Source organism: Nodosilinea nodulosa PCC 7104, assembly GCF_000309385.1.
Lineage (GTDB): Bacteria > Cyanobacteriota > Cyanobacteriia > Phormidesmidales > Phormidesmidaceae > Nodosilinea > Nodosilinea nodulosa.
In genome coordinates this window covers 6,032,248-6,052,983 of record NZ_JH976537.1, presented here as the reverse complement: position 1 = coordinate 6,052,983, position 20,736 = coordinate 6,032,248, and the positions used below count along the sequence as shown (strand labels likewise).

Genomic DNA, 20,736 nt, shown 5'->3' with positions numbered 1-20,736 from the left:
GGATTTTAAGCCTGTCAGGCGGCATCGTCCAGCGGCGCTGGCCGCGAGCTCGGTGTCACCGGCAGGCCTGCTTTTAAATCAGGATTCACCATAAGCCTAGGGATTTTAGCGTTCCCCCAACCGATTTACCAACTGCGGCCCCAGCCAAACCCCAACCGCAGGAATGCTCTCCCGGATTGGCCCTGGGGACAACCTCCAGCCCTAGCCATAGATGTCGTCTTCGCGCAGCTCGTCGTAGAGCAGGTCAAGGCCAATCAGCACCCGCTCGCGATCGGACAGATCGCCGATGATTTTGCGTACCGGCGGCGGCAGAATTTTGGCTAGGGTAGGGGTGGCCAAAATCTTGTCCTCCTCCGCCAGCTGCGGATTTTTGAGCACGTCAATCACCTTCAGGGCGTAAACCCCCTGAAACTCTTCTTCCAGGATGTTGTTGAGGGTTTTAAGGGCACGAATGGAGTTGGGAGTATTGCCCGCGACATAGAGCTTGAGAATGTAGGTCTTTTTGACGGAGCTCATGGAACGCTGTGGGTTGACAGGGACATGGATGATTGTATAGGGAAGTATTTGAGGCGGATAGCCCTGCCGCTAGGGGCTGTCATCAATGTAATTGCCAATGGCCTAAGAATCAGCGGTTACAGCTTCTAGCCTGTTTTTTTGGGGTCGGGCGTGGCAACGCCTTGGGATAGGGATTGTAGCGAGAATTGATGACATGCCCTAGGGCTGCCGAGGAATTGACCGCCGATACATCTCACATAAATGGGCAATCACGTCAATCAGGGTGAGACGGTAGTCGAGCAAAATTTCTTCGCTGCGCCCCTCCAGCTTAAGCTGCTTGGAGAGGTTATCCATTAGCTCCATGTGAATTTCAACAATTTGAGCTACCGATATATCGGCCATAAAGGCCTGATCCACAAAGTCATCGATGAGCTGGTTGAGGTTGAGCTTGGTGTTGTTGGCAAAGTAGGCTAGGACGATTTTGCGGTAGTCCGTCCTGAGCTGGTCTAGCAGAGCATGGCGGTCTTCCAGACTCATGTGGCGTAAAAAGTTGCTGGGGTTGCGCTTGTAGTAAACTCCCAAATAGCCCAGTCTGGCCTTGAGTTTTTCGGTGAGCCGATGCTGCTGGGCGCTGAGGCTCTCGGCCAAGGAGCTAGACTCATCGCTGGGAACAACGGCGGTCAAAGCCACGCTGGGGCTTGGCAGCTGTAAAAATTCTTGGATGGCGTTTTGGATCACGCGCTCAATCTGACCCAGGGCATCGCCAGCGCGGTGAAGGACGGCGCCGGGATAGGCCCCAATTCCGGCGACAGGGACGGCACTGGCCTGGGTTTCTCGGTCGGCGGTATCTGGCTCATTTAGCATGACCACCACTGGCAGCATCAGCCCTAGCTGCATCAGCGCGGGCCGCAGGGACTGCTGCCATATCTGGTCATCTACCACCAGGCAATCGGGCAGGTCGGGCGACTCTGGAGCCAGTCTAGGGTGTCATCTAAGATAGCGGTTTGATGCACTACGTAACGATTTGGGTCCAGATTTAGCTCGGGAACCTGCGTAGCCTGATCACCACGGGTCAGGAAATAAATCTGAAGGGGAGAAACCAAAGGGCGAAAGGGGCGATAGGTAATGAGCGGGACAGAAAGGTGAAAGATGCCGACGCGAGGACTATGGGGTTGTTTCCCTGCCTCAGCGCAAAAACCAAGATATTGTCAATTGTAAAGGGTGGCTGCCAGAATACAGCCTGCCCTTAAAACCCAGCCTCTAACCCCCAGGGGATTAGCCTATGGCGCTGCCGCCCCTCGATCACTTTTTAAGCCTTGTCCCGGCCTATGGCCTGGTCACTCCGCTGGGCGAAATCGCCCGCGCCCTGGGGCAGTCGGAGGGGACGGATAGGGGACGGCGGACCGCGATCGCCCCCAGCCACATTATTGTGGTTGACGATGAGCAACGCCCCCTGGGCGCCCTGGCCCTGGGCCAGCTGTGGGCCAGCTACCAGGCCCTCCATGGGAGGGTGCCGGGGGAGGAGCGTGCTGAGCTACGCCTGTTTGACTGTCAACCCTGGCTAGGGCCAGTGGTGGAAGTTCCCTCGAGCCAGATTTTGCAGGCCTCGACCCTGGCCCATCTGGGCAGACTCACCCAGGAGGCCCCGGCTCGCCCGCTGGTGGCGGTAGACTCCGACGGCCAGTACCTGGGGGTGCTAGATCCGGTGAGAATTTTGGGTTGGCTAGCTCTCAACATTCGGTCAGACGCCCCCGCTGCACCCGATTCAGAGCCGGAGGGTGGCGGGCAGCGGGCCTGGGTGCTAGAGCTGAGCCACGCCCTCAAGACGCCAATGACGACGCTGTTAGGGCTTTCGACCCTGCTGCTCGATCGCCGGATTGGCTCCCTGAGCGATCGCCAGTTCCGCTACGTCAGCCTGATGCAGCAGGCCATTCGCAACCTGACCACCCTGATCAACCTGCTGCTGGACTGGATGCGGCTGGAGTCGGGCCAAATTAGCCCCAGCCTGGAGCGAGTTTACCTACAGTCCCTGACCCAGGAGCTGGTACCCAACTTTTTAAGCCTTCAGCCCAAGGGCGGGGGCGCTGTGACCTGGGATGCAGAATTTGCGGTTTGTCTAGCCACGGCCGAAGGCTGGGTGCAGGCCGACCCTCTGCGCCTGCGCCAGAGCCTCCACCACATTCTGGGCTACCTGATTTCCCACGGAGCCACGCCGGGGGGAATTTTAGTTGAGCCCTGGGGCTCCTGGCTGGGTCTGACCCTGTGGAGTTCCACGGCGATGGTCAACCCTGGCTCACCGTTAGGGGCGGCGGTGCCCTCGCCGCCCGAGCCAGATTCCCTGGAGGGGCTAGGCCTGACCCTGGCCCGCCGGTTTAGCCAGCTCCAGGGCGGCGAGTTGAGCGGCCTTAGCACTCCCGTCTGGGGTAGCCGCATTACCCTGCTGCTGCCCGCCCCCCCCACCGCCGACAGCGGCAGCAAAACTGTGCTGGTGCTGCTGGGCAGCGCCAGCGAGACCGTCATTGAGCAAGTCTACGGCATTTTGCGGGGCAGCCCCTACCGCCTGGCGGTGGCGCCCTGCTGCCGGGTGATGGTGGCCATGCAGGCTCGCCTGGCGCCCTCCTGTACCCTGATCGATTGGGAATCACTGGCCGCTGCTCCGGCGGAGGCCGCCGCCCGTCTGTCTTTGGTGAAGCGGTTGAAAATGCCTGGGGTGGTGTTTCTAAAAACGGCCAGCGATCGCCCCGAGCGGCCCCTGCCCCCAACGGCGACCGCCGGGGTGCCCAAGACGCTGGTCATCGAAACCCTGCCCCAGAGTCTGCGGCCCACCCTCGATCAGGTTTGCCTGGAGCCGCTTTCAGTGGCGCAGGGGGGAACTATGCTGCTGTTGCGCTCACCGGAGGTAGATGCTGTGCTGCCGCAGCCGGTGCAGACCTGCCTGCAGCGGTACCGCTGCCGTCTGCTTCAGGTGGATGACTTGCCCCAGGCAAATTTGCTCAGCCGGGTGTGGCAGCCCCAGGCGATTATTTTGGATCGGGCGCTACCCGCCGCGATCGCCGACCTTCAGGCGCTGGCCGCCCAGCCGGATCTGGCCCGACTGCCCGTAGTTACTTTAGTTCCTCCCGACGACTGGGATGCGGCTTTGGCCCTGGGGCTGCTTTTGGTGCCCTGCCCCGAGGCACTGACCCAGCCCCCGACCCAGGCGGCGCTGAGCTTAATGCAGGCGATCGCGCTGGCCTGCCCGACCCTGGGGGACTAGCAGCCTGCGGCACAAGGGTGGCGACTACTGCCAAGCGCGAGGGAGCAGGAGAGCTAGGGAGCCAAGCGAGCTGGAATAGTCGGCATATTTCAGTTGCGCTTGGAATATTGGCCCCCGCTTGGGGTTTGGAGATGTGAAAGTGCCGCTTAAGTATAGTTAGACATCATTCTCAGGTTTGATTTTGGGCATATTAAAACCAAGCCGTGGGGCAAAACCCGCCATGCCGATGACCTATGCACGATTCTGAGTTCCATCGTCCTGACCCTGTAGTCCCTAATCCTGCGGCCCGACTCTCCCCTACTCCCTCTGCGCTTCTGTATTGGCTTATTCTGGCGCTGCTGGGCCAAAATCGCTGGGTTGGCCAGCCGAATGGCCCGACGCTGGCTGCGGGAACCACGGCTCTCCAGCGCTTGATTGACGTGATGCCGGGCATCGTGTTTCAGGCCGATGGCGACGCTAGCTGGTCGATGCGCTACCTCAGTGCCGGCTGCTACCTGCTCACCGGCTACCAGCCAGCGGAGTTGCTGAGTCCCCAGACCCCGGTGTCGTACAACACCATTACCCATCCAGAAGACCTGCCCCAGGTGCTGGACAGCATTCAGCGGGCGATCGACTTGAGACAGGCCTACGAGGTGGAGTACCGCATTCGCACCCGCAGCGGCGAGGAGAAGTGGGTGTGGGAAAAAGGATCGCCCATTGTGGATAGCCAGGGCGCGATCGCCGGGCTGGAGGGGTTTATTACCGACATTACCCCCCTGAAGCAGTCGGAGGCCGCCCTGCGCCAGGCCGAGCAGGCCCTACAGGCCCGCGAAGACCTGCTGGAGCTGGTGCTCGACAGCATTCCCCAACCCCTGTTTTGGAAGAACAGCCAGGGGCACTATCTAGGCTGTAACCAGGCCTTTGCCAGGGTTATGGGGCTGGCTGCCCCCGCCGACATCGTGGGCAGCACCGATGCCGATTTGCCCTATCCCAACGGCGAAGAGGCCTCCTACCGGGCCGCCCGCGATCGCCTGGTGATGGCCCAGGGCCTCGTCGATCTCCACGCCATTGAACCCCAAACCTACCCCAGCGGCCACCAGGGCTGGGTCGATTGCAGTCGGCTGCCCATGCGCGATCCCGAGGGCAGCGTCATGGGGGTGCTGTGCACCTTTGAGGATGTCACCGGGCAGATTGCCGACCAGCAAACCCTCAAGCGTCGAGAGCAGATTCTATCCACCCTGGCCGAGATCCAGCGCCAGCTCCTGGCCTGGCAGTGGGGCTGGCAAGAGCGCCCCATGACCGAAATCTTTGCGGCGCTGGGACAGCTCTCCGGGGCCAGCCGGGTCTACTACTACGAGCTGCAAGGGGAGTCCGCACCGTCCCTGGTGCAGCGGGTAGAGTGGTCAGCGCCGGGCATACCGCCCACCGCTGACGACCCCCGGTTTCAGACGCTGGCCGTCGATCCTCTGTTTACCGATTGGTACGACATCCTCAATCAGCAGCAGATCATCAACCTGGTAGAAGCGGACTTTTCTGACCTCCAGCGCCAGGTGTTGGCCAGCCCCCCCAGCCACGTCAAGTCGCTGCTGCTGCTGCCGTTAATGATTCAAAACCAGCTCCAGGGCGTAATGGGCTTTAGCAACTGCCTCGCCCCCCAGCCCTGGAGCGAGGCCGAGATCGACCTGCTGCGGGTGGTGACCGCCGACATTGCCCTGGCCCTGGAGCGGCGGCGCACCGAGCTGTCGCTAAAGCGGGCCGAGGCCAAGTATCGCAGCATTTTTGAGAACGCCGTCGAGGGCATGTTTCAGAGCACGCCCCAGGGGCAGTATTTGACCGTAAACCCTATGCTAGCTAGGCTCTACGGCTACAATTCACCCCAGGATCTGATCCAGAACTTGACCGATATCAACCAGCAGCTCTACGTGCGGCCCGATCGCCGCCAGGAGTTTGTCGAGCTGATTTGGGCCAACGGATCGGTGCTGGGGTTTGAGTCTGAGGTCTACCGCAAAGACGGCGCCGTGATCTGGATTTCAGAGTCGGCGCGGGCGATCTATGACGATCGCAACCTGCTGATTGGCTACGAGGGCACCGTCGAAGATATTACCGATCGCAAGCGCGGCGAGGCGGCGATTCTGCGCCGCGATCGCCTGCTGCAAGGGGTGGCCGAGGCCAGCCAGTGCCTGCTGACCACCACCGACGTTCACCAGGCCATCCCCCGGGTGCTGGCGCTGCTGGGCGAAGCCGCCACCGCCGACCGCGCCTACGTCTACACCCACCATCCCCACTCGGTCACGGGCGAACCGGCCATGACCCTGTGCTACGAGTGGACCACCCCCACCACCACCGCCGGCCTGGGCCAGCCCCACCTGCAAGACCAGAGCTACCGCGAGCTGGGCCTGGAGCGCTGGCACAATGCCCTCCAGCGGGGGCAATCGATCTGCGCTTTGACTCGCCATCTCCCCCCCGCCGAGCAGGCCGTACTGCTGCGGGACGATATTTTGTCTATTTTGATGGTGCCGATTTTTATTGACGCCGACCTGTGGGGCTACATCGGCTTCGATGCCTGCCAGCAGGAGTGGGAGTGGAGCGCCAGCGACGAGTCGATTTTGGTGGCGGTGGCGGCGAGCCTGGGCGGCGCCCTCAAGCGCCAGCGAACGGAGGCCCAGATGTGCTACCAGGTATACCACGATACGCTCACCGGGTTGCCCAACCGGGCCTTTTTTGACCAGCACCTGCCCCAGGCGATCGCCCGCACCAGCCAGAGTGATCAAATGCTGGCCGTTATTTTTTTAGACCTCGACCATTTCAAAACCATCAACGACACCCTCAGCCATGCGGTAGGCGATCTGCTGCTCCAGCAGGTGACCCAGCGCGTCAGCGCCGCCCTGCGGGCCGAGGACATTGTGGCGCGCTGGGGGGGCGACGAATTTACCCTGATTTTGCCCAACCTGGCTACCCCTGGGGATGCCGCCAAGGTGGCCCGGCGCATTGCCGATCACCTGACAACGCCATTCTTGCTGCAAAACCACGAGCTGCACGTGACGGCCAGTCTCGGCATTGCCCTGTTTCCCCAGGACGGGCAGGACATGACCACCCTGCTTCAAAACGCCGACGCCGCCATGTACCGGGCCAAGCAGCAGGGCCGCAACAACTACCAGTTTTACACCCAGAGCCTGAGCACCGAAGCCGCCCAGCGGCTGAGGCTGGAAACCTTTTTGCACCACGCCCTGGGGCGCAGCGAGTTTGTGTTGCACTACCAACCTCAGGTGAATGTCGTCACTGGGGAAGTTGTGCAGATAGAGGCCCTGCTGCGCTGGCAGCATCCCAGCTTGGGCTTGGTAACTCCCAGCCAGTTCATTCCCCTGGCGGAGGAAAACGGGCTGATTGTCCCCATTGGCGAGTGGGTCATGCGGACGGCCTGTGCCCAGGTCATGGCCTGGCACCGTCAGGGCTTTCCCCTGGTCAACTTGGCGGTAAACCTGTCGGCCCGCCAGCTGCAGCACCCCAACCTGGTCAACGTTGTGGTGGCGGTGCTGAAAGAAACCGGCCTGCCCGCCACCTGCCTGGAGCTAGAGATCACCGAAACGGCGGCGATGGCCGACATGGCGGCCTCCATTGAGCGGCTGCAAGACCTGCGCCAGCTGGGGGTCAAGATTTCGATGGACGATTTTGGCACCGGCTACTCCTGCCTCAGCCACCTGAAGCAGTTTCCCCTCGACGGCATCAAGATCGATCGCGCCTTTGTCAAAGATTTACCCCACAGCCCGGTGGACCAGGCCATGGTCAATGCCATTATTGCCATGGCCAAGGGGCTGTCGCTCAGCCTGGTAGCCGAGGGGGTCGAGACCACCGACCAGACTCTGTGCTTGCAGCGGTTGGGCTGCACCGAAATGCAGGGCTATCTGTTTGGGCGGCCCCAGCCTGCGGAGGCCGTCGCCGCCTTTTTGCGCCCCGTTACCGCCCCGGCCTAGCGGCTGGCGCAGGCGGTAACGGGGCGGCAGTAACAGAGCTGTCTAGGCCAGGGACGCCTTGAGGCGACGGCAAAAATCGGCAATCGTGGCCAGGGCCACCGGGGGAGGGTCGGCGGCCAGCCGTTTGACAAAGGCGCTGCCCACAATCACGCCGTCGGCCCCCCAGGCTTTGAGCTGCTGGGCCTGGTCGGGGTCTGAAACGCCGAAACCTACCCCCACGGGCTTGTCGGTGGTGTGCTTGAGGCCGGCGATCAGGTCTTTGACCCGGCTTTGCAGCTCGTTGCGCACGCCCGTTACTCCGGTGACGCTGACCAGGTACACAAACCCCTGGGCCTGGGCGGCGATCGCCTCAATGCGATCGGGGGGCGAGGTGGGTGCCACCAGCAGGGTGACATCGATCGCCGCCGCCGCCGCCGCCGCCAGCAGGCCATCGACCTCCTCTAGGGGCAGGTCGGGCACCACCAGTCCGGCCACCCCCGCCGCCGCCAGATCGGCCATAAACCGATCGATGCCCCGATTGAGAATGGGGTTGTAGTAGGTAAACAAAATCAGCGGGGCCTGAAGCTTCAGCCCCGCCACCATAGCGAGCACGGTATCGAGGGTGACCCCCTGGCCCAAGGCGCGGGTGGCCGCCGCCTGAATCACCGGCCCGTCGGCCAGGGGGTCGGAGTAGGGCACCCCCAGCTCGATGAAGTCGGCTCCATTTTGGTCGAGCACCTGGAGGGCCGCTGCGGTGGTTTCGAGATCGGGGTCGCCAGCGGTAATGAAGGGAATGAGGGCACATTCTCCCCGCTGCCTGAGGGCGCGAAAGCGATCGGAAACTAGGGCCATGGCAGGATACCGAAAACTGAAGCTAGGGAACGTAGGCCAACGGGTAGCCCAATAGAGCACTCTAGGGCAATATAGACCCCGCGTCTACGGGCTTGGGTCGCAGCTCTGGGCATACAGATCTGGATATGCGGCGCACTAGCACTCGAAGACGGAGATATACCCACCGTTTTGGCACGCTTGGCTCCCTAGCTCCCCCGCTCCCTGGCTCGCAGAAATAGTCCCTAAACTTCCGCCTCAAAGCACTAGCCCTCGTCCTCGGCACTGAGCTTTTGCTGCAGGGCGGCTAGCTGCTCTGGGCTGAGTTCGTCGAGCCGCTGCTGGAGCACCGCTGACTCGTAGTCATCCATCTGCTGGTTGAGGGTCATGGTGCGGGTAACTACCCGCAGCAGATAGCTGGCCAGCCAGGCCACTACGCCCCCCACCATCACCGCCTGGCTCCAGATACCAGCGTTGATGCCGTCGAGGCCAAACAGCCGCAAGCCCAAAAACAGGCCTCCCCCGGCCAAAAAAATGCCGATGCCAATGGCGATTACGTCAATGCGTCGCATGGCCGCTAAGCCTTGAGGTCGCGGGGCTGGGGTCGAAAGTTGAGGAATGGGCTAAACAGCAGCATGCCGGGGAAAAAGGCAAACACCAGGCCGTACAGCAGGGTGCGCTCGATGGACCCGGCCACGTACCACCGCCGCTGCACGTAGAACAGCAGGGCCAGGGGGACAACCAGCAGGTAGATCCCGGCGATCCCGGCGTACGCTCCCGCCGCCAGTAAAAAATCGTTCGATAGCGCTGGCAAAGTCATGGTGATTATCCGCTAACCCAACTGTGAAACCCAGACTGTGAAGCCCGAGGGACATAGGCAGGGCCTGTCATGCGCCTGCTTACCCCAAATCATAGTGCTTCTGTGCCCATTGTAAAGGGAACCGAATGTAAAGGGGTTGGCGAGAAGAGAAAAGCCCGCAACCGTGCCTCACGGCCTTTGCCCCTCTGCCCGCACGGTGGCGCGATCGCCCGTCGTCACCGTCCCGCCTTGCAGCACCCGCGCGTACAGCCGACTGCTGCCGGGGTAGTGGGTTTGGCTAATGCGGCTAAAGCGGCGATCGCTAAACCACCTCATCACCGTGCGGCAGGGGGCGGCGTAGTCGGTAATTTCCACCCGCACCCGATCGCCCAGCTGGAGCTGACTCCCCGGCCCCAGGCTGCCCCAGTCCAGACCCGCCAGAGTGAGGTTTTCGCCCGCACTGCCGGGGGCAATCGGGTGACCCTCCCGGCGCAGGGTTTCGATCACCTCCAGGGACCACAGGCAGAGGGCGCGATCGGGGCCACCGTGAACCCTAAGGTTGCGCTGCCGATCATCGCTCAGACCGGCGACGGTAACTATGGCAGTAGCCACCGGCAGCTTGGGCACTCCGCCCGGTGAAATGTTGATCTGCGCCACTCGGCCCGTGTTCGCCATGGCATTGAACCCGTCAAAGGAGCTGAGGCCGGGGCTCCGGCAGAGCCTGCCCGCAGCTTCGTAACAAATTCTAGTTCTTTGCTTATGAATTCCATATAACTGCCGTGATAGGTTCCAGCTCAAACTTGCGCGACGCCTGAGGTTTTTGGGGTTTCACCAGGAATCTCGGCAGGAAGTTCTGGCTCTCAGTCAGGACTCTTTGCCCTGACATTGTGGCGATTCGTTTAAAAAAGTTTACAGAAAATTTGTGGTATTTACGGATGCCCTTGGTATGATTTGCCGAGTTTGACAGAGAAATTAAGTCTTTCGACTGATGACAAAAGGCCTTGGCCTTCAGGAGTGAGTGAGGGTGCCCGGCTGGCTTAGGTCAGCGGCGGCGCCAGTGGTGTGGAGAGTGGTCTCAGAGGGGTGGTGTGAGACGTATTCAGCGACGACTATGCCGGGGGCTGCTGTTTCTGCTGTCCCTGGTTTTAAGCTATGGCCTGAGCCACGCAGTGCCGCCATCGACGGTGGCCCTGGCTCAGAATCAGGTCTTTGTGAATCAGGCTTCGGCCCAGTTTGTGGGTCCGGCGGGGCCAGCCACCACTGTCTCTAATCAGACACAGGTGCCCACTACGGCGATTATTTCGCCGCCTCAGCCCCAGCTGCCCCTGCTGCAAATTACTAAAACCGCCGACCGGGCGGCGGCGGAACCGGGCGATGTGGCCATCTATCGGCTGCTGATAACCAACCTGTCCGCCGCCCAGGCGGCGACGCCGCTGACCGTCACCGACCAGCTGCCCCGTGGCCTGCTCTACGTGCCCGATTCGGTACAGGCCACGCCCCAGCAGCCCACCCAGGTGGTGACCACCGACAGCAGTTTAACGCTAACCTTTGCCTCCCTGGCGCCGGGTGAGTCGGTGTCGGTGGCCTACGGGGTACTGCTGACCCCCGACGCCGTCCGGGGTAGTGGCCGCAACGTGGCCCAGGCCTCTGCGCCCGGGTTTACGCCGGTAACCGCCGCCTACCAGATGACGATTCGCCCCGGCATTGTGGCGGACTGCGGCACGATTCTGGGTCGGGTGTTTGTGGACAAGAACTTTGATGGGCAGCAGCAGCCCGGCGAGCCTGGGGTGCCCAACGCTGTGATCTTCATGGACGACGGCAACCGGGTTTTGACCGACCCTGATGGGCTGTTTTCGCTGATTAATGTGCTGCCTGGCTACCGAGTTGGCAGTCTGGATCTCTACAGCCTGCCGGGCTACACCCTGGCACCCAACCTTTACCGGATTGAAGAAAACAGCGTTTCTCGCTTTGTGCGACTGCTGCCGGGCGGTTTGGGCCGCATGAACTTTGCCGTAACACCAACCTTTGGGGAGGAGCAGCCATGATGTCTCTGTCTTCTCGTTCGCTGGGGTTGGGTTTGTTAACCACTCTGGCCGGGTCTGTGGGCCTGCTGATGCCGGCCTATGCGGCCCCCGATCGCCCCGGTACGGCAGCCGATCTAGAAATCTCGGGCCGATCGGGGTCGGCGGTGGAAGCCGTCGCTGCTCCGGCGGTGGACAGTGCTCCGCTGGAAGCTGCTGAGGGTGCCCCGGCTGAGCCAATGACGCTACCGCTGCTGGCTCCCCAGGCTGACCTAGCACCTGGGCCAGCGCCAGCGCCCGAGGTGGCACCCCAGACCTGGGAAGACCCAACGACGGCGATCGCCGCTGCCGATATCCAGCCCCAGGGCCAGCTGCCAGCCGCCGAGATGAGTCCACTGCCTGACGGCACCCCTGTCCCCCTGGCCAACCGTCGCGAAAATTCGGAGCTGTTTGAGTTTCAGTTCGGCGGCGACCAGCTGCCGCTCACCCCTCCCCCTACCCACCCCCTGCGGCCGGTGGTGCCCCAGCCGGAGGTGATGGCCTACACCCTGACCATGGAACCCGAGCGCATTGGGCAGATCCCGGCCAATGGCCGCTCGGCCTTGACCCTGGTGGGGGCTGTGACCACAGCGGCGGGCGACCCGCTCGACGACGATGTCGTGGTCACCCTGACCAGCAGCGCCGGAGAGTTCATTGGGGCCGACTACGACAGCGATCGCAGCGGTTTTCAGGTGCTGGCCCGCCAGGGACGGTTTGAGGCTCGGCTGCGATCGGCGATCGATGCCCAGGTGGCCACAGTGGAGGCCAGGGTCGACGCCAGAGCCATTCGCGAGATAGACCCCAGTCTGCGGGAGGGCTACCCGGCGCTGGTGGCCAGCACCCAGGTCAGCTTCACCACCGACCTGCGCCCCACCATTATTTCTGGGGTGCTCGATTTTCGGGTGGGGCGGGGCGGCACCAACCTGCTGGGCAGTTTTAGAGACTTTCTCAGCACCGACTCGCTCAACCAGGATGTGGAGGTGGGCTTTACCGCCGGGCTATTTGCCACGGGTGCGGTGGGCGACTGGCTGTTTACCGGGGCCTACAACAACACCCGCGGCCTCAACGATCGCTGCGATGGCAGCAGCCTCTACCGCGATGTGCAGGCCTGCGATCAGACCTACCCGGTCTACGGCGACAGCTCTACCACCGACTTTCTCACCCCTTCGATTGACAGCCTGTACCTGCGCTTTCAGCACGACTCCCTGGGGCCGGATGCCGACCCCGACTACTTCATGTGGGGGGACTACGGCACCCAGGAATTTGCCGGTGAGTCCCAGGAGTTTACCGCCACCGTGCGAGAGCTGCACGGCTTCAAGGGCAGCTACACCTTTGGCAACGGCGTGCAGCTAACCGCCCTCTACGGCGACAACGTGCGGCCCTTTCAGCGGGACACCATTGCCCCCGACGGCACCAGCGGCTACTACTTTTTGTCGCGACGCCTGGTGCTGCGGGGCAGTGAGAATGTCTTTCTGGAGACGGAAGAATTCAACCGTCCCGGCACCGTGCTCGATCGCACCCCCCTGTATCGCGGGGTGGACTACGACATCGACTACGATCGCGGCACCCTGCTGTTTCACGAGCCGATCAGGGCCGTGGACCTCAACCCCCTGGGGACGACGCTGGTGCGGCACATTGTGGTGACCTACCAGGTCGATGACGCGTCGGTGCGGGGCAGCCTCTACGCCGGGCGCGTGCAGTACCGACCCGAGGGCGACAGTGGCGGCGTGGTGGGAGCCACCCTGCTGACCGAAGACCAGGGCGCCCAAGACTTTACCCTCTACGGCTTTGACCTGCTCTGGCCCCTGGGGGAGCAGGGCCGCATCACGGGTGAATTCGCCCGTTCATCGCTCAACGCTGGGGCCGCCAACAGCCAGGGCAATGCCTACCGCGTGGAACTCAGCGGGACCCCCTTTGATGGCATCACCGGCCAGGCCTACTATCGCTCCACCGACAGCGGGTTTAATAACACCGCCACCAGCAGCTTTAGCCCCGGCCAAACCCGCTGGGGGGCCGAGGTGTTGGCCCAGGTGGGGGCCCAAACCCAGCTGCGGGCCCTGGTCGACCAGGAGCAAAACAGGGGCAACGCGATCGCGGTGCAAACCACCGCCGCCGGGCTGCTGCTGCCGGGCCAAAATCCGGTACTGGGCGGGGTGGTCGACAACACCCTCCGCGAGCTGCGGGGAGGCGTGGTGCAGCAGATTGGCAGTGCCACCCTGGGCGTTGACTTTGTCAACCGCTACCGCCGCGATCGCCTGACTAACTTCTCCACCAATACCAACCTGCTGGTGTCGCGGCTCAACCTGCCGCTGACGGACACCCTCAGCGCCCTGGCCCAGAGTGAGGTAAACCTGGGCACCGCCGACCCCCTCTACCCCACGCGCAACACCGTGGGCCTGGAGTGGGCGGTGCAGCCCGGTGTCAGCCTGCGGCTGGCCCAGCAGTTTTTGACCGGCGGACAGGGGCCAAACTCGATTACCAGCCTCGACACCCTGGTCGACTACGAGCTCGACGACAACACGACGCTGACCAACCGCTACTCGCTGCTGGGGGGCTACAACGGCATTACCGGACAGGGATCCATCGGCCTGAATCACCGGCTGACGCTGGCGCCGGGGCTGCGGGCTACCTTTGGCTTTGAGCGGATCTTTGGCGATGCCTTTAACCTGACTGGCCGGGGGCAGCAGTTTGCCCAACCCTACGCAGTCGGCCTGGGGGCTTCGGGCCTGGGGCTCCAGGCGTCCACCGTCTACTCGGTGGGGTTAGAGTACACCGACAACCCCGACTGGCAGGCCAGCGGGCGGATCGAGTATCGCGACTCGCCGGGGTCTAGCAACCTGGTGCTGGGGGCGGCTGCCGCCGGGCGCATTACCGACTCGCTGACCGGTCTGGCCCGCTTTGATTTGGGCAACTTCGCCAACCAGACCATCACCGAGCAGCTGGGCGACTCCAGCACCCTGCGGCTGGGGCTGGCCTACCGCAACCCTGTCAGCGATCAGTTCAACGGCCTGCTCAGCTACGAGTTTCGCAACAATCCCAGCAGCACCCCCAACAGCATCCTGAACGGCACTGGCTCTGAGGCCCAGGACCACACCCTCCAGCTGGAGGGCATCTATGCCCCCAGCTACCGATGGGAGTTTTACGGCAAGTACGCCCTGCGCTACAGCAACGCCAACCTGGCCCAGGATTTTGGCTTTTCAAACACCATTCACCTGGCCCAGTTTAGGGCGACCTATCGCTTTGCCTACCGCTGGGATGTGGGGGCTGAGGTGCGCTACTTAGGCCAGCCTGCGGTGGGCTACAACGAAACGGGCTTTGCCCTGGAGGCGGGCTACTACCTCACGCCCGACGTGCGGCTGGGGCTGGGCTACAGCTTTGGCCGCGCCAACGACGGCTCGTTTGTGGGCGGCGGCGGCTATCGGTCGGCCAGCGGCCCTTACTTTGGCATTACCGCCAAGGTCAACCAGTTGTTCAACAGCTTTGGGGTGCAGCCGGTGTCGCCCCCCCAGCAGCAGGACTCTTACGTGGATGAAGCGGCCCTGACTGACAGACCCGAGGCCGAGGTGACGGGCACTGCCCCAGGAGGTGAGAGATGAATCAGCGGTGGTGGATAGGATGGGGCACGGTGGCCCTGGGTATGCCGGTGGTGGGCCTGGCGATCGCGCCAGCGGTGGGGCAGTCGGCCCCAGCCACCTACAGCCTGCGGGTGACCAGCCCGCTGGATGGGCCGGTCACCCCCGATGCGGGGCTGACCCTGCGGGAGGCGATCGAGCTGGCCAACGGCACCCTCACCCCGGCAGAGCTGAGTCCGGCGGAGCAGGCCGTTGTGCAGCCGCTGCCGCCGGGGCAGGGGTCGCGCATTGGCTTCGATCTGCCGCCGGGGCAGACGACCATTGCCCTGACGGACCTGCTGCCCGAAATTGTGGCCCCGGAGCTGCTCATTGACGGCACCACCCAGGCGGGCTACGATGCCGCCGCCACCTACGACCCCAAGTTTCCCGCCGCGCCTGCGGTCAGTCTGACCGTGGCCGAGGGCGGCGAGGTGGCCCGCGGCCTGACCATTGCCGCCGACGGGGTAACGGTGCGGGGGCTGAGCATCTACGGGTTTCGCACCCGCGATCGCGCTACCCAGACTACGCCGCCCTCGGATATTTTCATCAGCGCCCTGGCTCCCCCGGTGGATGCCAGCCCGCGCAGCCCTGCCCTGGGCCTGTTTCGCCTGGATCAGGCCGAGGCCGCGCCCCACGGCGTTGTAATTGAGCAAAACTGGCTGGGCCTGCCCCCGGATGGGACGTTCCCGGCGGTGCCCTCGGCCTTTGGCGTGTCGGTCTTTAACGCCGTAGACACCGTGGTGCGCCACAACCGCATTCAAAACCACGACGGCAGCGCCATCATCACCGGCTTTCGGGCCAACGGCCTGCAGGTGAGCGAAAACGCCATCATCGGCAACGGCCTGGCCGGTATGCCCGACGCCATTCGCCTGGAGGGGGCGATCGCCGCCAGCGCCATTACCGACAACCTGATCTGCGCCAACGACGGCAGCGGCATCTACCTGTTTAAGCCGGAGGGGTCCACCCAAATTTCGGGCAACGCCATTCAGTACAACGGGCGGCGGTTTGAGCGAGCCGCTGTATACCTGATGGGCAGCGACCACCAGCTGACGGACAACTTCATTGGCTACCAGCCCGGCCCTGGGGTTGCGGTGACCGCCTACCCCCTCAGCCACCGCAACCAGATTCGCGGCAACCGCTACGCCGAGCTCGACGGTCTTTCCATTGACCTCAACACCCAGGGCAATACCGGCGTGCAGGACTTTCAAAAGGGCGATGGCCCCAACCCGCCCCGCAACTCCTACCATCGCCGCCAGGAAACGGGCAATGCCGCCATCAACGCTCCCCAGTTTGACGCCTACCGCTTTACCAGCGGGCCGGGGGAGGTTACCCTCACCGGCACCGCTGACTCCGGCAGCGAGGTTGACCTCTACCGGCTGGCCGAGCCGGGCTTCCCCTACAGCCCCCTGAGCGAGCCTTTGGGCACGGTGACCGCTGGCCCAGAGGGCACCTTTAGCGCCAGTTTGGACCTGCCGCCGGGGACGCGGGTGAGCGCGATCGCCACTGACCCCGAGTGGGGCACCTCGGAACCCGCCGCCGCCGCCACCGTGCTGGCCGCCGATGGCACCCTGCCCGAGCAGCCCACCACCCCAGCGGAACGGCCCAGCTGTGCGCCGCCCCAGCCGCCCCCGGCTCCTGTCGAACCGCCGCCGCCCCTGGAACCGCTGCGGCTGGAGATTCCCCGCAATATTCACTTTGCCCTCGATCGCTCGAACATCAGCCCCGAGAGCGCCGATGTGCTCGACCAGATCGCCGCCGCCCTGCTGGAGTACCCCTTCCTGACGGTGGAACTGCGCGGCCACACCGACCCCCGCGCCAGCAACGCCTACAACCTGGCCCTCAGCGAGCGCCGCGCCCTGGCCGCCCGCGACTACCTGATTCGCAAGGGGGTGCCCATGGAGCGCATGCGCATTGTGCCCCTGGGTGAGACCCAGCGCCGCAGCCAGGGCAGCGGCCCGCTGCCCTACGCCCGCGATCGCCGGGTTGAGTTTGTCTTCACCGACGTGCGCGGCCTCGATATCATCTTCCAAGATCAAGAGGGCGACCTCCAGCTAGAGTAAGCTGCCTTTTTCGAAGCCAACCCCTGCCCTACGTCTCCCCGTTCCATGATGCCTGCCATGTGCCAGACTCCTCTGCCTCTGCCCTCGCAAAAGACTGCCGCGCCGCCCCGCGCCCCTGGCCCTCGCTGGCTTGGCCTGCTGGGCGGGCTGGCCATTGTGGTAATTGGTCTGCTGGGCGGCGGAGCGCCCGCCCTGGCTCAGCTATCCCCCTCTGCGCCCGTGCAGACCCTGGTCACCGTCGATCAGCCAGCCGCAACCACCAGCTATCCCAACGCTCCCTTTGCTCCGGGCTGCGATACGGTCAGCTTTCCTGGCTGTGCTGGTGTAGGGGCCACGATCAATCAAACTTTCGGGGCTGGCGTCAATCGGGTTCTTCTGGCCGTGGAAACGGCAGCAGGCCGCTTCGAACCGGCGACCGATTTGCTGCCTCCGGTGGGTTTGCCGCAGCAAATTGTGTTTCGCCGCGACCCAGGCTTACTCGTTGCTCGCCAGTCGCTATTTTATGAAGCCTCTGTAGCTGACGCCACGACCCTGACCCTGGGACCGAGCGAGTCGCCCAGTATTGAGGCGGCTATGCTCAGCAGCACCATCAACCGGGGCATTGACAACGTTTTTAACAACACTGAAGCTGGCCCCGGTCAGCAGGAGACCCGCAACAACATCAAGCGGATTGACTACATCATTTCCAGCCCTGGGGTGACGGTAGCCGCAGCGGACCAGGGAAACGTAGGGTTTTTGATTATGGAGCGGGGCGGCAACGATGCCTTTGGCATTGCCGCCATTACCGCCGTGGATGGGGCGGGGCTGCCCACGGCCTATGGTCCCCTGGTGCAGATACCTACCAACGGTTGGGGAACCTCTAACACAGGGGTTGACATTGGCACTGCGGTGACGAGGCAAGACGCCCCACCTCCCCCTGACCCTGCCTTCAAAGCGTCCCACGTCGTGAATAACCTGGCTACACAGACGGTGCGGGGTATTTTCTTTCCCATTAGCTCACTGTTGACGGCTCCCGCTAGCACCCAGCCTGTCTTTGGCTACTCGCTCTTTTCAGCAGCTGTGACACCTGCTGACACGCTGACTGACTTTCTGGGGCTACCCACCGCTGACGGCCAAAGTACAGGTGGCGGCCTCGATCTAATTGCTGGAGGCTTTGGCCTCATTCGGAGGGTGGGCGGCTTTTCTCTGGTGAAGCGGGTCAGCAATTTGATTGGCCCCTCGCCACTGCCCGACTTCAGCCAGGTGATAGGCAGTGACAGTGCGGTTAACCTGCTGCGTAACAACGGCCTGGGCCAGGGGCTAATCGCCGTCACCGACCCGCCGGTCGCCACGGGCAATGGCATTGAGTACAGCATTTACCTGGCCAACAGCAGCAACTCTGGAGTTACCGACCTGCTGGTGTGTGACCAAATTCCAGTCGGCACAACCTTTGACCCCAATGCCTATGGCGCCGGGCAGGGCATTCAGGCGATCGCATCCTCCAGTCCCGCCGGGCCAGTGGTGACTTATACCAACGCCAACGACGCCGATCCGGGCAGGTTCTTTGGGCCGGGAGAAGCGCTACCCGCAATCTGCGGTGCGAGCCAGAACAATGGAGCCGTCGTGGTCAACGTCGGCAACATCAACGCAAACCAGGTGGGGCTGGTTCGCTTTAGGGTCACCGTCAATTGACCCCGCTGGGGGCAGTTGACGGTGGCGTTAGCCCCGCCAACCGTTTTAGGATCAGCGCCAGGTCGCGGGCCAGCAGAGGCTGAGTGGCCGTAGTCAGCGGTGGAATATGCACAAACAAAGCCTGGGTTGACCAGCACTGCTGCGCGATCGCCCCCAGCAGCCGGTAGTACAGGTGGTTACACACGTAGGTACCGGCACAGTCGCTGATGGTGGTCAGGTGAGTGTCGGCCATCAGCCAGTCTAGGGGCAGAAGCGTCTCCAAGGCCAGGTCATCCCCTTTGCCGTAGCGCTCTAGATTGAGCTGACTGCGGCCCTCGGCCATGCCGCAGCACACCACCACCGCCGGGCGCAGCTCAACCAGCTTGGCCATCACGCGAATGGGAGCCAGCTCAAAACTGACCGGAATGTGGCGCAGAACAGTGGTGCCAGGAGGAATTTGCCGCTGCCGCTGGAGATGGGCGATCAGATCGTCGGCGGCGTTGGAGGGCTGGTGGGCGCGCCAGGGGGCGAAGGTAGTGAGGAGCATGGGGAGGGTGGATGAGTGGGAGGGTGGATGAGTGGGAGGGTGGATGGGTAGATGGAGATGGGGGAGATGGGGAGAAACTGTAGCGTGGGTTAGGCCGTAATCAAACTTTTTCGAAGTCACGCAAATCTGGCATTGGCCGTAACCCACAAGGAAGCATTTCGCATCCAGAACTCTAAATCCAAAATCCATTCGGCTCTGCCAGGTAGGATAGAGTCTGTAGAACCCCGTGCCCCGCAAAAAGGTCACACACAAAGGCCTCACACAAAGGCCCCATACAGAGGATAGAGCAGGAGCGTGTATGGCTAATATTGCCGTCATCGACTACGACATGGGTAATTTGCACTCGGCCTGCAAGGGGCTGGCGCTGGCTGGGGCAACGCCACACATTACCAAGGCCGTCGCGGATTTGGAGTCGGCTGATGCCCTGGTGCTGCCGGGGGATGGGGCCTTTGACCCAGCTATGCGGCACCTGCGCGAGACCGGGCTGGTGGAGCCTATTCTGGAGCAAATTGCCAGGGGCAAACCCTTCCTGGGTATTTGCTTGGGGCTTCAGCTGTTGTTTGACGGCAGCGACGAGGGGGTAGAGCCAGGGCTGGGGATTATTCCAGGCCGCATTCGCAAATTTAAAAAAGAGCCTGGCATTACCATTCCCCACATGGGGTGGAACCAGCTGACGCTGACGCAGCCCAACTGCCCGCTGTGGCAGGGGGTGAGCAATGGCGACTGGGTGTACTTTGTGCACTCCTACTACGCCGAGCCCGCTGACCCGGCGGTGAATGCGGCGACGACAACCCACGGGACCCAGACGGTAACGGCGGCGATCGCCCAGGACAACATCCTAGCCATGCAGTACCACCCCGAAAAGTCGGCCCCCGCTGGCCTGGTGATGCTGGCCAACTTTGTGGCTCTGGTGAAAGCTCAAACCCCTGCGGCTGTGGGCTAGTCTATGCTGCGCATCTACGGCAATCGCGCCCTCAAAACCCTGCCCGGTTTAGACACCCGGCCCACGGCGGCCCGCGTGCGGGAGGCGCTGTTCAACATCTGGCAGGGGCGCATTGCAGACTGCCGCTGGCTCGACCTGTGCACAGGCAGCGGCGCGATCGGGGCCGAGGCGCTGTGCCGGGGCGCGGCAGAGGTAGTGGGTATTGAGAAGTCGCCAGAGGCCTACGCCCTCACCCGCGAAAACTGGCAGAAGGTGGTCCAGCCCGATCAAACGTTTAGCCTGTTTAAAGGCGATGTGGTCAAACAGCTCTCGCGGCTGCACGGGCAACCCTTCAACTGCATTTACTTCGACCCACCCTACGACAGCGAGCTGTATAGTCCGGTTTTGGAGCGGGTGGTGAGCCTGAATCTGCTCCATCCCACGGGCGAGATGGCCGTCGAGTATAGCCCCGATGCTTGGGAACCCATCGCGATTCCTGGCCTGGACCTGGTGCGGCAAAAGCCCTATGGCACCACCCACCTGGCGTTTTATGGACCCGTAGGATTGCTCAAAAGATAA

Annotated in this window: 15 protein-coding genes; 8 read left to right on the top strand and 7 right to left on the bottom strand. The window is 63.0% G+C overall.

Annotated elements, in window-relative coordinates; genetic code table 11:
* Positions 1–201 precede the first annotated feature (201 nt).
* Entirely contained in the window at positions 202–516 is a 315-nt protein-coding gene (gene kaiB, locus LEPTO7104_RS0128085) for a circadian clock protein KaiB (RefSeq protein WP_017301921.1), read from the bottom strand.
* 198 nt (positions 517–714) lie between these two features.
* On the bottom strand, positions 715–1,437 hold the full coding sequence (locus tag LEPTO7104_RS0128080) for a circadian clock protein KaiA (RefSeq protein WP_017301920.1): 723 nt from the start codon (positions 1,435–1,437) through the stop codon (positions 715–717).
* 340 nt (positions 1,438–1,777) lie between these two features.
* Between LEPTO7104_RS0128080 and LEPTO7104_RS0128075 the strand changes: the two genes are divergently transcribed.
* The gene (locus LEPTO7104_RS0128075; RefSeq protein ID WP_017301919.1) at positions 1,778–3,751 is read left to right on the top strand and encodes a histidine kinase dimerization/phospho-acceptor domain-containing protein; all 1,974 of its coding nucleotides are present in this window, start codon (positions 1,778–1,780) and stop codon (positions 3,749–3,751) included.
* Between the two features lie 233 nt (positions 3,752–3,984).
* The gene (locus LEPTO7104_RS37505; protein ID WP_017301918.1) at positions 3,985–7,701 is read left to right on the top strand and encodes an EAL domain-containing protein; all 3,717 of its coding nucleotides are present in this window, start codon (positions 3,985–3,987) and stop codon (positions 7,699–7,701) included.
* Between the two features lie 42 nt (positions 7,702–7,743).
* Here the strand turns inward: LEPTO7104_RS37505 and trpA are convergent, their stop codons facing one another.
* The 4 genes from trpA to LEPTO7104_RS0128050 all read right to left on the bottom strand — a co-directional run bounded on the left by trpA (position 7,744) and on the right by LEPTO7104_RS0128050 (position 9,982).
* Entirely contained in the window at positions 7,744–8,532 is a 789-nt protein-coding gene (trpA, locus tag LEPTO7104_RS0128065) for a tryptophan synthase subunit alpha (RefSeq protein WP_017301917.1), read from the bottom strand.
* 242 nt (positions 8,533–8,774) lie between these two features.
* Positions 8,775–9,080, bottom strand: coding sequence for a DUF3007 family protein (locus LEPTO7104_RS0128060; protein ID WP_017301916.1), 306 nt, complete (start codon positions 9,078–9,080; stop codon positions 8,775–8,777).
* 5 nt (positions 9,081–9,085) lie between these two features.
* Positions 9,086–9,328, bottom strand: a complete 243-nt coding sequence (gene ndhL / locus LEPTO7104_RS0128055) for an NAD(P)H-quinone oxidoreductase subunit L (protein ID WP_017301915.1) — start codon at positions 9,326–9,328, stop codon at positions 9,086–9,088.
* A 168-nt stretch (positions 9,329–9,496) separates the two neighbouring features.
* Complete coding sequence (locus LEPTO7104_RS0128050) at positions 9,497–9,982, bottom strand: MOSC domain-containing protein (protein ID WP_017301914.1); 486 nt, start codon at positions 9,980–9,982, stop codon at positions 9,497–9,499.
* A gap of 413 nt (positions 9,983–10,395) precedes the next feature.
* On the opposite strand from LEPTO7104_RS0128050, the gene LEPTO7104_RS0128045 reads away from it, so the two are divergent.
* Genes LEPTO7104_RS0128045 through LEPTO7104_RS0128030 form a run of 4 tightly spaced genes read left to right on the top strand, consistent with a single transcriptional unit; the run spans position 10,396 to position 18,709 of the window.
* On the top strand, positions 10,396–11,352 hold the full coding sequence (locus LEPTO7104_RS0128045) for a DUF11 domain-containing protein (RefSeq protein WP_225887065.1): 957 nt from the start codon (positions 10,396–10,398) through the stop codon (positions 11,350–11,352).
* A complete protein-coding gene (locus LEPTO7104_RS0128040) occupies positions 11,349–14,963 on the top strand; it encodes a TonB-dependent receptor (protein WP_155523824.1) in 3,615 nt (1,204 codons plus the stop codon). Before LEPTO7104_RS0128045 ends, LEPTO7104_RS0128040 begins: the two co-directional genes overlap by 4 nt.
* A complete protein-coding gene (locus tag LEPTO7104_RS42575) occupies positions 14,960–17,038 on the top strand; it encodes an OmpA family protein (RefSeq protein WP_017301911.1) in 2,079 nt (692 codons plus the stop codon). The genes LEPTO7104_RS0128040 and LEPTO7104_RS42575 overlap by 4 nt, the downstream gene beginning before the upstream one ends.
* Positions 17,039–17,083: 45 nt before the next feature.
* Positions 17,084–18,709, top strand: a complete 1,626-nt coding sequence (locus LEPTO7104_RS0128030; protein WP_017301910.1) for a hypothetical protein — start codon at positions 17,084–17,086, stop codon at positions 18,707–18,709.
* Here LEPTO7104_RS0128030 and LEPTO7104_RS41325 read toward each other — a convergent pair.
* Complete coding sequence (locus LEPTO7104_RS41325) at positions 18,702–19,235, bottom strand: pyroglutamyl-peptidase I family protein (protein ID WP_017301909.1); 534 nt, start codon at positions 19,233–19,235, stop codon at positions 18,702–18,704. The two genes, LEPTO7104_RS0128030 and LEPTO7104_RS41325, sit on opposite strands and share 8 nt — an antisense overlap.
* Positions 19,236–19,533: 298 nt before the next feature.
* Here LEPTO7104_RS41325 and hisH point away from each other — a divergent pair, with 298 nt between their 5' ends.
* Positions 19,534–20,178 carry an imidazole glycerol phosphate synthase subunit HisH gene (hisH, locus tag LEPTO7104_RS0128020; protein ID WP_017301908.1) on the top strand — a complete coding sequence of 215 codons (645 nt, stop codon included), beginning with the start codon at positions 19,534–19,536 and terminating at the stop codon, positions 20,176–20,178.
* 3 nt (positions 20,179–20,181) lie between these two features.
* Entirely contained in the window at positions 20,182–20,736 is a 555-nt protein-coding gene (gene rsmD / locus LEPTO7104_RS0128015; RefSeq protein ID WP_017301907.1) for a 16S rRNA (guanine(966)-N(2))-methyltransferase RsmD, read from the top strand.

Excerpts from the sequence above, each read along its gene's own strand:
- kaiB (WP_017301921.1), bottom strand. The coding sequence starts at position 516 with ATGAGCTCCGTCAAAAAGACCTACATTCTCAAGCTCTATGTCGCGGGC.
- LEPTO7104_RS0128075 (WP_017301919.1), top strand. The coding sequence starts at position 1,778 with ATGGCGCTGCCGCCCCTCGATCACTTTTTAAGCCTTGTCCCGGCCTAT.
- LEPTO7104_RS37505 (WP_017301918.1), top strand. The coding sequence starts at position 3,985 with ATGCACGATTCTGAGTTCCATCGTCCTGACCCTGTAGTCCCTAATCCT.
- trpA (WP_017301917.1), bottom strand. The coding sequence starts at position 8,532 with ATGGCCCTAGTTTCCGATCGCTTTCGCGCCCTCAGGCAGCGGGGAGAA.
- LEPTO7104_RS0128060 (WP_017301916.1), bottom strand. The coding sequence starts at position 9,080 with ATGCGACGCATTGACGTAATCGCCATTGGCATCGGCATTTTTTTGGCC.
- ndhL (WP_017301915.1), bottom strand. The coding sequence starts at position 9,328 with ATGACTTTGCCAGCGCTATCGAACGATTTTTTACTGGCGGCGGGAGCG.
- LEPTO7104_RS0128050 (WP_017301914.1), bottom strand. The coding sequence starts at position 9,982 with ATGGCGAACACGGGCCGAGTGGCGCAGATCAACATTTCACCGGGCGGA.
- LEPTO7104_RS0128040 (WP_155523824.1), top strand. The coding sequence starts at position 11,349 with ATGATGTCTCTGTCTTCTCGTTCGCTGGGGTTGGGTTTGTTAACCACT.
- LEPTO7104_RS42575 (WP_017301911.1), top strand. The coding sequence starts at position 14,960 with ATGAATCAGCGGTGGTGGATAGGATGGGGCACGGTGGCCCTGGGTATG.
- LEPTO7104_RS0128030 (WP_017301910.1), top strand. The coding sequence starts at position 17,084 with ATGATGCCTGCCATGTGCCAGACTCCTCTGCCTCTGCCCTCGCAAAAG.
- LEPTO7104_RS41325 (WP_017301909.1), bottom strand. The coding sequence starts at position 19,235 with ATGCTCCTCACTACCTTCGCCCCCTGGCGCGCCCACCAGCCCTCCAAC.
- hisH (WP_017301908.1), top strand. The coding sequence starts at position 19,534 with ATGGCTAATATTGCCGTCATCGACTACGACATGGGTAATTTGCACTCG.
- rsmD (WP_017301907.1), top strand. The coding sequence starts at position 20,182 with ATGCTGCGCATCTACGGCAATCGCGCCCTCAAAACCCTGCCCGGTTTA.